General features: G+C 35.0%; 10 protein-coding genes and 1 pseudogene. 1 reads left to right on the plus strand and 10 read right to left on the minus strand.

The window, feature by feature from the left end; all coding sequences use genetic code 11:
* Window positions 1-56: 56 nt before the first annotated feature.
* The 6 genes and pseudogenes from ADIARSV_RS10270 to ADIARSV_RS22845 form a co-directional block, all read right to left on the minus strand.
* A pseudogene (locus ADIARSV_RS10270) lies at window positions 57-1,468 on the minus strand (alpha-L-fucosidase).
* A gap of 398 nt (window positions 1,469-1,866) precedes the next feature.
* Complete coding sequence (locus tag ADIARSV_RS22145) at window positions 1,867-2,286, minus strand: GNAT family N-acetyltransferase (protein ID WP_016195439.1); 420 nt, start codon at window positions 2,284-2,286, stop codon at window positions 1,867-1,869.
* A 95-nt stretch (window positions 2,287-2,381) separates the two neighbouring features.
* Complete coding sequence (locus ADIARSV_RS10285) at window positions 2,382-3,572, minus strand: glycoside hydrolase family 88 protein (protein ID WP_016195440.1); 1,191 nt, start codon at window positions 3,570-3,572, stop codon at window positions 2,382-2,384.
* A 212-nt stretch (window positions 3,573-3,784) separates the two neighbouring features.
* Window positions 3,785-5,563 (minus strand): RagB/SusD family nutrient uptake outer membrane protein, encoded by a 1,779-nt coding sequence (locus ADIARSV_RS10290; RefSeq protein ID WP_016195441.1) that lies wholly within the window; start codon window positions 5,561-5,563, stop codon window positions 3,785-3,787.
* A 5-nt stretch (window positions 5,564-5,568) separates the two neighbouring features.
* Window positions 5,569-7,128, minus strand: coding sequence for a SusC/RagA family TonB-linked outer membrane protein (locus ADIARSV_RS22840; protein WP_016195442.1), 1,560 nt, complete (start codon window positions 7,126-7,128; stop codon window positions 5,569-5,571).
* Between the two features lie 38 nt (window positions 7,129-7,166).
* Window positions 7,167-8,747: a SusC/RagA family TonB-linked outer membrane protein gene (locus ADIARSV_RS22845; protein WP_083936559.1), complete on the minus strand. Its 1,581-nt coding sequence runs from the start codon at window positions 8,745-8,747 to the stop codon at window positions 7,167-7,169.
* 671 nt (window positions 8,748-9,418) lie between these two features.
* Here ADIARSV_RS22845 and ADIARSV_RS20575 point away from each other — a divergent pair.
* Entirely contained in the window at window positions 9,419-9,880 is a 462-nt protein-coding gene (locus tag ADIARSV_RS20575; RefSeq protein ID WP_016195444.1) for a recombinase family protein, read from the plus strand.
* A 296-nt stretch (window positions 9,881-10,176) separates the two neighbouring features.
* Here the strand turns inward: ADIARSV_RS20575 and ADIARSV_RS10305 are convergent, their stop codons facing one another.
* The 4 genes from ADIARSV_RS10305 to ADIARSV_RS10315 form a co-directional block, all read right to left on the minus strand.
* Entirely contained in the window at window positions 10,177-10,563 is a 387-nt protein-coding gene (locus ADIARSV_RS10305; protein WP_016195446.1) for an arylsulfatase, read from the minus strand.
* Between the two features lie 57 nt (window positions 10,564-10,620).
* The gene (locus tag ADIARSV_RS20580; protein ID WP_052016996.1) at window positions 10,621-10,830 is read right to left on the minus strand and encodes a hypothetical protein; all 210 of its coding nucleotides are present in this window, start codon (window positions 10,828-10,830) and stop codon (window positions 10,621-10,623) included.
* Window positions 10,831-10,905: 75 nt separating this feature from the next.
* Window positions 10,906-11,838, minus strand: coding sequence for a prolyl oligopeptidase family serine peptidase (locus ADIARSV_RS10310; protein ID WP_016195448.1), 933 nt, complete (start codon window positions 11,836-11,838; stop codon window positions 10,906-10,908).
* A gap of 9 nt (window positions 11,839-11,847) precedes the next feature.
* Window positions 11,848-13,479: a GH39 family glycosyl hydrolase gene (locus ADIARSV_RS10315; protein ID WP_016195449.1), complete on the minus strand. Its 1,632-nt coding sequence runs from the start codon at window positions 13,477-13,479 to the stop codon at window positions 11,848-11,850.
* Between the last annotated feature and the right edge of the window lie 82 nt (window positions 13,480-13,561).

A 13,561-nucleotide genomic window follows, 5' to 3' on the forward strand; every position in this document is an offset into this window, starting at 1 on the left:
ACTCTTGAAACTTCATTTTTCAGTTTGAGATTATTCATGAAATCTTGTGCGAAGCTTTAGTTCTTATTAATCAAATCGCCTTTTACCATAATTTTAACTACGGTTGCAATATCATTTAACTGATACGAAGCTGGCAAATCTATAATTAAACCCTCTTTTGTAATCATGACTTTAAGTTTTTTATCTCCATTTAAAAACCTGGCATTCAATACCCTATTATACAATTTCGGCACAAGTACTTTTCCAGTTTTAGGAAAATCAAAAACTGAAAAGTAAAGCGCCGTGTTACCATTTTCCAGCTTTGCAGTACATCTCCCCCAAGGCAACATCGCTACCGGACTAGCTTTTGTGCCATAAATAGCTTCGCTATTAATTTTCATCCATTTACCAATCTCTTCTAATCTTTCTATACTTACTTCTGGGAACGTTCCATCTGGCTTTGGCCCTATATTTAATAGATAATTACCGCCTTTAGAGGCAATGTCAATTAAGTTTCTTAACAATATTTTTGTTGATTTCCAATTTGTATCGGCTTTGCTATACCCCCAAGTGCCATTCATCGTCATACAGGTTTCCCAATTTTTGCCATCCATTTCATGTTGAGAAGGAATTTGTTGCTCTGGTGTTCTGGTGTCTCCGGGGAAATTTGGATGTTTCAACCTGTCGTTTGTGATAATATTTGGCAGGAGTTTTAATAATGCCTGTAATTTAAGTGCATTTTCATCCGTCATGTTTTCGGGGGTATCCCACCATAAAACGGCTATATCACCATAGTTACTCAAAATCTCTTTTACTTGTGGCACAGCAATTTTATTTATGTATTGGTCAAATGTTTGTGTATCTTGAATAGGATCCCAATGTCCGTTATGGCTTTTGGTATATGCATCAATTTTTGTAGAATCTGGATTTCCCCACCCTTCTCTAGTTAATCTTCTGGCTACGCTACCTCCTGGATGTGTCCAGTCTTGATCCTGAGAATAATAAAAACCTAATTTCATCCCATATTTTCTACATGCTTCTGCCAAAGGTTTCAATAAATCTTTGCCGTAAGGTGTTGCATCCATAATATCCCAATCTGTAACCTTACTATCAAACAAGGCAAAACCATCATGGTGTTTCGCTGTAATTACAATGTATTTCATTCCAGCATCTTTGGCTAGTTTTACCCAATAATCCGGATCGTAATTAACAGGGTTAAACTCTTTAGCTTTCTCACGATACTCTGCTACGGGAATTTTAAACCGATTTAAAATCCATTCTGCTCCGCCCTTTTTTTTATATGCCCTTGATATTCTCCTCCGTAAAGGGAATAAACACCCCAATGTATAAAAAGCCCAAACCTTGCTTCTTGCCACCATTCCATCCGTTTTTCGGTAGATTTAGCAGGACTGGCTTCCTTTATTTGCGCATTTACGGTAACTGAAATTATACCTATCAATATTGTGAGAACAAGAAATATCTTTTTCATTTAATAATGCCCTTTAAGAGTTTGGAAATCAATTGAATTTAAGCCTATCATCTAATTAATAAGTACAGAATACATCGTATCGGCAATAAATTTATTTCCAGTAGTATTCATGCGTACACGGTCTCTGGTTAAAATCCCTTTTTAAAAATCGTTTACATTATTCTTATCCTCATAATCCACATCGCCTTACGTAAATCAATCAAGTCACATTTATATTTCGAAGTCAAATACCTAACAATCTGTGCGTATTTATTCAAATCTCCATCTTGTGGATTAACAAAATTTTTCTTTTCGCCAATTACGGATGATGTGCATAAAATCACCTTCACTGCTTTGCTTTCTAAGGTTTCTATCATGGAAGAATAAAATTTGATATATCGGTCTTCATCTGTACCAAATTAGGCTTTATGCCAAACATCATTTATCCCGATGTAAAACACTACTATATCAGGTTGTTTATCTAAAATATCTTTTTGAAAAAGTAAAAACAGATCGTAAATCTTATTACCCGGCACACCCGCTCCATAAAATTGAAATTCATCGGCTTTGCCATCTTGAAACTTCTTTAAAATAAGTTCGCCAATTCCTTTTCCTTGAAAGTCGGGATGAACAATTAGGTGCGGATAATAAACAACCAAGTGTCCGTCAGAAATTGCATTTCCTAATTCAACAAGTTTATAATTGTGCCAAGCCCTAACAAAGGAATGTGAATTTAATAAAGTTTTGTAAAGCAGTTCGGGCTTTTCAGCAGAAGACCATTTGTTCGATTTATAAATTTCAATTTTGTCGTCTGTGGTTTCTTTTATTATAAAGTTCATTCGCAATTAAATTTAGTTTAAGCTTACCGCTAACTTGCCTGCGGCAGTTAAGAAACGCCCATATTTTATATCCAATTAAATTAGGTTTCACTAATTTATTTAGATTTTTCTTCTAGTTTTTTAATTTTTAATAACGCTTCCAAATAATAATAATCAGCATAAATAATAGGCACATCTATTTCTGTTCCTTTGGGTTTATGACCAGTAGAATGCAATAAAATGGCTAAATTTTTATCTTTGGCTAAGTATTCATCTGTTGATAATTTACGAATTAAGGCGATTGCCGCATTTTTATATTTTTCATTTAATGCTTCAGTTTTAACCAAATCAGAAAGCTCTAATAAACCACAGGCAGCAATTGCCGCTGCAGAAGCATCTTTTGGTGCATTTGGTATGGCTGGATCGTCAAAATCCCAATATGGAATTCCGTCTTTAGGTAATTTTTCAATAAAACGATCGGAAATTTTAATCGCTGTGTTTAAAAATTCTTCTTTTCCAGTTTCCCGATAAGCAATAGAGAAACCATAAATTCCCCATGTTTGCCCCCGAGCCCACATAGATTCATCTGCATATCCTTGATGCGTTATTGATTTGATATATGCACCGGTTTCAGGGTCGAATGATGCAACATGGTAAGTGCTTCCATCTGGCCTTACCAAATGTTTCAAAGACTGTGTTGCATGAGAAACAGCTATATCATACAATTTTTGACTTCCACCATTCTTTGCTGCCCAAAATAATAATTCTAGATTCATCATATTGTCCATAATGGTGCTATGCTTAAATTTAGAAACTTGAGATGGCCACGATAATATGGTCCCTACTTTAGGGTTATAAAGTGTTGCTAAAGTATCGGCTGCAGCTAAGAGTATCTTTTTATATTCCGGATAACTAGTTAGCCTTAAGCCATTTCCAAAGCTGCAATAAATTTGAAAACCGATATCATGGTCTTGCGCTTTTATTTTAGCTATGATAGCTATTGGAGCAGTAAATTTCTCTGCTTGTTGTTTATAAAAGCTATCTCCAGTATATTCGTAAGCGTACCACAACACACCTGGCCAAAAACCACTTGTCCAATCTAATGGCCCAACTTTTTTCCACGTTTTTTGTCCATCAGGAATATTACGCGGAATACTATCGGCTTGGGTAAGGCTTTCTGCACTTCTTCTAACTTGGGCTACAGAATAATCTAAAGCTTCTTTATTATTTAGAGGTTGGCTAGTTTTGCAACTATTTAGAATAGTAGCTCCTAATATGCAAAATAATATGGTCTTAATTTTTATCATTGGTTTAATTGTAATACAACATTTGAGTTGGTTTAATATTTTTATCGATAGCGGATAGGCTTAAAGATGACTAAAATGATTTAGTAAATCTTATTAAAAACCACCAGTTTATTCATACTGGTGGCCAAAATTAACATTACACAATTATAATGATGTGCAAAACATTTTATGAAGAGGTAGTCATAATAGAGTTGATATGAATTTAAACTGACTTAATTCCATCCAGGATTTTGCTTTAAATTAGGATTTAATAAACGTTGACCTGATGGTATTGGCCATAAATAATTTTTACGACTAAATTGTCGAGCACTTTTAGGATCAATAATCATTGCCTTTACAGGACCTTTTCCAGATGGGTAATCATTTTTAAATCCAAATTTTGCAAACGTTGTATTGAAAAGCGCAGGATTGGTTTCATATTCTGTGCCACCAATTACATATCCAATTAAGTCATCAGCAAGTTCTTTTTCTGCCGTTCCCCATCGTTTTAAGTCATTCCAGTGATTATTATTTTCCATGTACAATTCTACGGTGCGTTCTCTTCTAATTTCGTCTAACATGTTTAAGCCATTTGCCGTTACTAATGCATTTGTTAGTGGAGCTATACCAGCTCTAGCTCTCACAAGATTAACTGAAATATTTAAGTTTGCGTCAGAGATTGTATTATCCTTCTCATATAAAGCCTCTGCGAATGTTAGCAATACTTCTGCATATCTTAAGGTTGGGTAATTAAAACCTTCAGTTCCGGTAGCTCTGTAATTATTATAAGTTTTAAATTTTTGTGACGACAAATTAGTTAATGAAGCTCCTCCAAGTGCAGTTATTGGTTGAGAACCATTTGCAAGTACTTGTTCTCCAAAATCAGAGACCATTCTATAATCTCTATTTTTAAATTGATCAGATTGTTTAACATACCCTTGAAATTGACTCGATTTATTTATTGGTAACCCGTCTAAAGTCGAAAACATATCTAATGCTTTTTGAGTAGGCGAATTTCTGCCAAATGTTATTTGCACAAAATTACCACCAGCTGGTTTCAGTGCAAAATCGAACACAGATTGAATAATAAATTCCTTGTTTGTAGCTTTGGTAAATCCTCCTGGGTTTGATTTAGCATCTTCCAAAACAAATAGCCAACGATAGCTTAAATTATTGAGTTGCGCATTTTTGTTCCAAATTTCATAACCCCCATTATCTATTACTAATTTAGCACTTGTAACAGCTTCAGCAATATAAGCTGCTGAATTATTTCCGGTTCCAGACCCCTCAAAATCCGTAGTAGTACCCACATATTTTTCCCAGGTACCTTCATATAATAATACTCGTGATTTAAAAGCTATTGCAGCATATTTGCTAATCTTACCCGTATTGGCTCCAGTTGCGGTTGTAGGTAAACTGGCTATCGCTAAATCCAAATCTGTAAGAATTTGAGCTACAACTTCGTATCTACTATTTCTTTGGGCAAGAAGAATTTCTGAATCGACATATGTTGTTTCAGTTACAATAGGTACACCACCAAAACGTTGCAGTAATTTAAAATATTCATAAGCTCTAAAGAAATTGGCTGTAGCCACCGATTCCTTTATTCCAGCTGGATCACCAGGATATTCTTTTGCTTTGTCTAGTAAAAGATTAATTTTTCTAAGGTAATTATATCCATTTCTCCAATAAATATCGGCATTAGAAATAGTATTGGTACCTTGCCCATAATCTTGTACATATGCACTTAACTCAGTTCCAAAATCTGAAATCATATCAAATCCTGAACCGTCTACGGTTTGATGGGAATGCAGACCTCTGTAAAAATAGTTTGAAGCATCTATGAAATCTTGAGGTGTATCAAAATAGACAACTTCTGTTACACTATCCAAGTCATCTAAGTCTAAAAATGTTTTCTGACAGCTTACCAGTGAAAATAAAAATGTGCAAAATAAAATCACTAATTTTTTCATGTGTTTATAGTTTTTATTAACTATTAAATGCTTTTTCATAATATTTAAAATGCTATATTCAATCCTAAGGCAATTGTTCTTTGAAATGGATAGATGGCTCTGCTAATATCCGCAGTTTCCGTTGGAGCACTTCCCGATTCAGGATCATATCCATCCTTAACACTACTAAATTCAAATAAGTCATTACCTGAAAAATAAACTCGAACTTTATTGATGTTTAGTTTATTTGTAAAAGAAGACGGCAATGTATATCCAACTACAATTGTTTTAAGACGGATATATCTATTGTTTTGCTGTATAATATCATTATTTCTCCAATTCCAAGCTGAGCGACCTGCATTAGAGGTTAATCTTGGATATATAGCTCCAGTGCTCTCTGCAGTCCAAGTTTGACCAATATAACTATTAGGTAAGTTCGAAAACCGCCTTGCAAAAGGATAATCTAAATAACCGCCTCTAAATACTACTTGTTGTAAAGCGCCTTGAAAAAAGGTAGTAAAATCAAAGCCTTTGTATTGTACACCTAAATTAATACCAAATACATAATGCAATTGTGCATCTCCTACAAATTTAACATCACCACCAGCACTTGAAACATCATTAATTTGACCATTTCCATCGAAATCTAATTTTTTAACATCTCCTATACGTAAACCAGATGCACCATTCTGTGCAAGGAGGTCTCCTCCATTGTATTTTGCATAATAGGCATCAACCTCTGCTTGAGTTTGGAATAAGCCATCCGTTTGCCATGCGAAATATGAGTTTAAAGGGTAACCCTCAGCGGTATTGATTAATCCTTCTTGAATAGAAGCTGGCCCTGCTAGTTTAACTAGTTTGTTAGTATTATCGCTCATGTTTAGACCAATGTTATAAGATAAATTGCCTATTTTATCTTTCCAACTAAGCATTGCTTCCCAACCTTGAGTTCTTAAGTCTCCACTATTGGTTTTTGGTGGAGTATCGCCTAACACTTCTGGATAGGTTATTGCTATAAGCATACCATTATTGTTTTTTATGTATTTTTCAAATGTTCCGGAAAGTCTGTTATTAAAAAAGGCAAAGTCAACCCCTATATTCTTCATTTCAACATTTTCCCAAGTTCGTGAAGTGGTTGTTATTCCATCTACATAAGATGTTGCATTTAATGCTGGTAAATCACCAAAAACGGTTGTTCCTTGAGTTATGGTAGACACGTAATCGTAATTGCCAATACCCACCTGATTTCCGCTTGTTCCAATACTTGCTCTTAGTTTTAAATTGCTTAGGGCTTTAAAATTTTCAAGAAATCTTTCTTTATAAATATTCCATCCCGCTGATATGCTACCATAGTTTTTAAATTTAAATCCAGGAGCAAATCGAGAAGATCCATCCCTTCTCACTACCACTTCTAATAAATATTTTTCATTATAATCATAATTGACCCTAGCTAAACCTGAATAAAGTCCATCATGATCTTGACCTCTTAAATGATTACTATTCACTCCACCATTAGTTTGAGTTCCAGTAGCAACATTTATATCATACACTCCCTCATCTATTATATTAGTTCTTTTTGCATAAAGAGCTGCGAATTTATTCTTTTCAGCAGTTAAGCCTGCCATAAGCTGTATATTATGCTTACTTAAGCTATATTTATAGTTTAAAAAGCACCATAAGTTTGATATGATTTGGTAATTGCTTCTGCTTCAATACTGGAAGTAGTATTTATACCTTGGCTTGCAGGTGTACCGTCCCAATCGTATACTTTAACATTTAAAAAAGTTAAATCTCTCCTGCTATTTATGGAATTATAGGTTGCATTGGCGTTTACGCTAAACCCATAGCCTAAATCATAATTAGCATTTAAAGTAATTTTAGTAATATTTTCGTCTTTATTATCTTTACCACCTGCAGTTGTTCCGGCAATTGAGTTGGTACCACCACCACCTGTACCAAAGTTAGCATACCATTGCCCAAGTGAATTTTTTGAGGGAAATATAGGAGGATCTTGTACTGCAAGGCTTCCTCCTAATTGTGATGAAGGACTAGAAGAAATATTTTTTTGTATGGAGATATTAGCTCCAATGGTAAACTTATCAGTAACATCAAAATCAGTATTTAATCGCGCTGTATACTGCTTAATACCATCATAAGCCGTCTTTAGAGCTCCTTCCGATTCAGCCGTACCCATCGATAATCTATATCTTGCTGTGGCAGAACTTCCCGAGAAACTTAAACTGTGTTGGTTTCCCGTATTGGCTCCATACAACTCATCGTAACGATCTGCCGGACCTATATACAACAATCCATTTTTCCCCCATGAAGGAACAGCGGTTTGATAATATCCAGATTGACCATTAGCGATAGCCCTCATTGCGGTTTCACCCAGATTCCAATAATCACCATTACCATCCTCTTTAGCTGCATCTAACCACATTTGTCCGTATTGCTCATAGGTAGTAATTGGGGGTTTAAGACCAAGTGAATTACGTCTAAAATTAGTATTATATTCAACTTTCAATTTTCCTTTTCCTTTTTTAGTTGAAACGAGAATTACCCCATTCGCTGCCCTAGATCCATAAATAGAAGCGGCACCATCTTTAAGCACACTGATAGATTCGATATCATCAGGGTTCATCTGATAAAACTCATTCGTATCAAATGCAGGAGCACCATCTATTACAATTAATGGGCTTCCTCCATTAACAGAAGTTGCGCCTCTAATTTGTAGTGCAATACCTTCATTACCTGGTCTTGCAGAGCTTCTGCTAACTACTAATCCGGGAGTTTGACCTTGTAATGCCAAAGCCACATTTGTAACAGCCCGATCTTCAAAAACATCAGACTTAATCTGCTCAATAGCTCCGGTTAAAGATTCTTTCTTTCTTTCACCATAACCCACCACAACTACTTCGCTTAAGTTTTGTGCATCTGCTGCTAGTTTTATAGTAAAAGGCTGTGGAGAGTTTGATGAGACCTCTTGTGTTACATACCCCAAATAACTCACTACAATAACCGAGTTATTTGGAGCATTCGGTATTGTAAAAACGCCATTAACGTTAGTAACAGCTCCTTGTTGTGTGTTTTTAATTTTTACAGATGCACCAATAATGGGCTCGTTTGTGGATGCATCCACAACTTTGCCAGTTATATTTTTTTGAGCATAAACCGCTACAAAAAGATTCATTAGAAAGAAAAATAGGACATAACTACGACAATGAAAGATGAATTGTTTTTTCATAAAACTTTATTTATAATTGGTTCAAATTGGTTCAAATGTTTTTAAACTAAATCGATTTGTCATCATAACAAAAAGCTTAATTAAAATATTATTATTTGGTTAGTATTAATTAGCAAAATAAATTTATAGTAAATAAACCATTTTGGCAAATATTTTAAGCTATTTTATGACTCAAACTTAATTTTGGTTAAACTACAAATTTTGTTTTCGACAATTTAATTAATAAGATCATAGAACTAATTAACCAAATCTTTAATTGATTCTTGTTCCACATATTATTTTATTAATAAAAATGAACCAATATAGGGGTTCCAATAGTATTTAGACGAAATGTATCGCTAAGCATTTCTCCCCAATCCCTTTATTAGATGTAACTTAAACGGTCGTTAAAATATAACTATAACCAAGATCTCTGATTTCAAGTAAAACGCATCAGTAAGGCAAAATTTCATACAATCTGCATTTCCTATAAGTATAAAGCATTAGTATATTTAATGAATATACTAATAAACCGTTTTATTAAACTTATGATGATTGGTTATGCCCAAGTTTCAACCCATGACTAGAATCTAGACTTACAGCTCGATGCTCTTAAAAAAAGCGGGTTGCGAAAAGATTTATCAAGAACAATTAAGTGCTTCACTTGAGCCCCCCCCAAAAAATTATTAGAAATGATATCTAATCTACGAAAAGAGGACGCAGTTGTCGTATGGAAGCTTGACCGATTGGCCAGATCCCTGAAACATCCGCTTACGTTAGTATCGGATTTCAAAACATCAGGTATTGAATTTCTTAGCCTTCAGGATCAAATCAATACCACTACCACCCAGGGCCGTTTAATTTTTAATATGTTCACGTCGCTGTCTAAATTTGAAGAGAAATCAATAAACAGCGAACGCTTGCATAAGAACCATGTAAACGTCGATATTGGCTCTAAACTGATCACCGGATTTGAGACCAGTTCTGCAAGTATCTATGATAGTGAGGTACTGCAGAATCTGCTTACTGAAGAAGATCGGGGAAAACCTTTATATGCTGACTTGCCTACCGGAGCGATAAACATGAAGCCATTCAGAAGGAACTGGGAATTAAAAGCGAGATCCATGAACGAGCTTACCGCCATACGCCACTGAGCCAGGAGCAAAAGCTGCAGAAAAGAGAGAAGTCAAAAGTAAGGGCCAGTTGGAACATGTGTTTGCCTGGATGCACCGTCAGGGTCATGAATTAAAGGTGATGACCATTGGTATAGACCATGCCACTGCAAAAATCACATTGATAAATATGGTCTATAATATGACCCGGGCAATTCACATTATTCAATCCGGTAGGCGATAAGGAAAACATTGGACACCAAAAAACTAGGTTATATCTATGATAGAGCAGTAAGCATTTTTTACCAAATTTAATTAAAAAGCGGTAAATTAAGTATCTATTTTTTTACTTTACCGCTGTCTCTGCTACCGCTACACTTAGCAAAACCTACATTTAAGTCTCCCATTTCTTCACGGGCCTTGTCTACCACCAACATTAGCTCTTTCACTTTATCAGGATAAGTATCAGACACATTATAACGTTCCCCAGGGTCACGTGACATATCATATAACTGTGCTTTTTCTACAGCCATTGAAATTTTCTTTCCCATATCCCCATCGTTGCCAGGTTGAGTGTTATAGGATCCCCATTTATGGGGCAAAACCAATTTCCAATTTCCTTTACGCACCCCATTCAAATTGTTTACTCCGAAATAGTAAAGTATGGTTTCTCGAGGCTCTTTCTTAAAATCCCCCTTTCCAAAGATCAGTAATATCAACCCCATCAATCTTATTATCAGAAAGTTTCCCATTAATGATTTTTGCTACCGTAGGTAATATATCTATGGCACATGCCAGTTTATCACAAACTGTCCCCTCCGGTGTTTGACCCGGCCATTGGATAATAAATGGCACCCTTTGTCCTCCTTCCCAACCAAATTTGGAGTTTTAAAACCTGTTGCTCCATAAGTACCTACATCGCCATAACCTTCATCATCAATCAATATCAGTACAATATTGGGTTTACCTATATTTTTTTTGGGCACAAGCATGATTAAAGCAAGCTAATATGAAAGCTGTTAAAACGCTAATTTTTTTCATACAATTTCATATACCTAAGCAGATTCCTATTTACTTAAATGCTTCAAAATAAAATCCGCGGCCTTTTGATTAATTTCTGACATTGATGGGGAGATTTGTTTTCCGCTAAAACTATGTCCAGCATCTTTAACTGTAAACAATTCTACATTTGCACCTTTTTCTTTGGCAACTGATAAAAAATATTCTGATTGCATAATCGGTAATGTTATATCCTTATCTCCATGTAGTAATAAAATTGGTGGAGATTTTTTTGTTACATATTCTACAGGACTTAATAAATGAGCGTAATCTTTTTTCTCTTCCAAAGTCCCTCCTAGCATTCTTTCATAAAATTCAGGCTCTGTAAATTTGGACCCTTTCAATAATTTTTCTGGTTCAAAAAATGTGGTTAAAGGATAATACGAAGCAATACATTGAAATTTCGGAACAACACTTTTCAAACTTTCATCACCTAAAAAATCTTCATTATTTGCCAAAGCGGTCAATAAGCTTAAATGTCCACCGGCAGAGCCGCCCCAAAGCCCCATTTTCTCAATGTCGAAACCATATTTGTCGGCATTCTTAACCAAAAATCTGGCCGCATCTTTGCAATCAATCACACAATCGGCAACCGATGAAACACCCGGTCGCAACATACGATACTCAACCGTCGCACAAGCAATGCCTTTTTCGGTTAAAATTTTAAGCGTTTCTAAGAAATTAGATTTAAGTATCGCATACATATTTCCACCTGCCCAACCACCGCCATGGGTATAAAGCATAATCGGTGTTTTCTTAAATTTCCTTTCCTTAGGAAAAAAGATGGTCAGTTTTAATTGCTTACCATTTACAGTTTTGTAAACAATGTTTTCCGTGTATTTAAATTGACTTAAAACCTCTTTATCATCATTTTTATTTTGAGAAAATGAAGTTTGAAACAAAAAAACAGTGAGCAGACTTAAAATAGATATAACTTTCATTGTGTTGATTTATAGCTCTCTAATTAAAACGCATTCCCAAGGTGTTAATGTCCTTTTAATATTCAACACTCCATCGGCATTTGCTCTAGCCGTTATTTTTAACGTTTGATTGGCTTTGTCCTTTAAAAATTGTGTTTCTGCTCTGGTTGGCGAATGTGGAGAGCCCATCTCTTTATAGGCAGTCATTACATTTCCATCGTTATTATCCAGTATCTCCAATTCAAAAAATGCATTGGGTTCTAGATTTTTTAAAGTAAAATTCAATTCTCTTGACGATGCTTTCATGTATAAGCCTGCATCACTACTTTCAGGCACTTTACTTTCAAATTCCTTTGGATAATTATAAGCTAAGGCGGTAATCTTTTGTGTTTGGCTATTTCTGCTTACAAATAAATTATTAGTATAGGATAATTTTTCATCACCTAATTGATGTAACATTCGGTAAGCGTGATAAGAAGGTTTTACAATGCCTTGAAAATTTATCATCCCAAAACCGCCATGAAAAATATTTTCTCCTCCACCTTTTTCTTCAAAAATATCAGTAAATGTCCAGTACATTAAAGAGTTGGCTAAACCAATGCAGTCTAAATTTGCTTTGATAATAAAAGCAGCAGCAGGTAAAACATCATGAATATGATCGCGACTGCTAGGGCTAGTGCTCCATTCAGTTAAATGGATTTCTGCATTAGGATAATTGCTATTGGCAACCGTTTTCTTTAACCACTTCAAATCGTCGTTAGTAGAGTTTACATAACGGGCAGCTCCTTTGCCTCTCCCTGTTTCTACATCAAATGCGTAATCTGTTGGGTATGGGTGGGTAGAAACGAAATCGACAGGTAATTTCTCTTTTGTGCAATAAGCCAAAAATTCTTCCATCCATGGCGATTTCCACTCTTTGGTATTGATGAGATCCTTGTTCCAAAAAATTGATTTTTTATTATCGTAACGCTCACCTTCATAGCGGTTATCAGCAATAAAGTTACTGGTAGCTGGCCCTCCAATTTTATAGTTTTTATTAACCGATTTTACAGCCAAAGCTGATTCCTTGTATAATCTGAAATAAGCACTTTTGTCTCCATCAAAAAAACCAATACTTAAATTTGGTTCGTTCCAAACTTCAAAATACCATGTTAAAATTTCTTTTTCTCCATAACGCTCAGTAATGTGTTGTGTAAATGCTTTTACTAAATCGTGCCATTTATTAAATTTACTGGTATCGGGAGAAATATTGGCTTTCCACCAAAACTGAGTTTTACTATCAGTTCTGGCAATTCCTGTTGGAAAGAAAGCCAACTCCACAAAAGGTTTTACACCCATATCCAGCATCCTATCAAAAAGCTCATCAATATATTGCCAATTATAAACAGCTTTACCATCATTTTTCTCAAAATATGGAAACATATCATCGTGAAATAAGCCGTGAAAACGCACATACTCAAAACCACAATTGGTTTTTACCGTTTGTAGTTGGTCTAACCATCCAGCTCTCAAACCTTCGTTTGCCCTACCCGCCCCTACACCTTTGCTCCAAAGAGGCTCAAATTTTTCACCATTAGTTTTGGTATCTATGGTTTGAGAAAACAAGTTTGTACTTAAAAATAAAAAACAGATAGAAAAGAGTTTAAATAATTTGTTGCTCATGATGTATTAATTATAACCAATTATATTTCATCATTGGTTATTGGTAATTATTTGGTTATTTTAAGTTGAAGGTAGAAAAAAT

It is taken from the genome of Arcticibacter svalbardensis MN12-7 (genome assembly GCF_000403135.1).
GTDB lineage: Bacteria > Bacteroidota > Bacteroidia > Sphingobacteriales > Sphingobacteriaceae > Arcticibacter > Arcticibacter svalbardensis.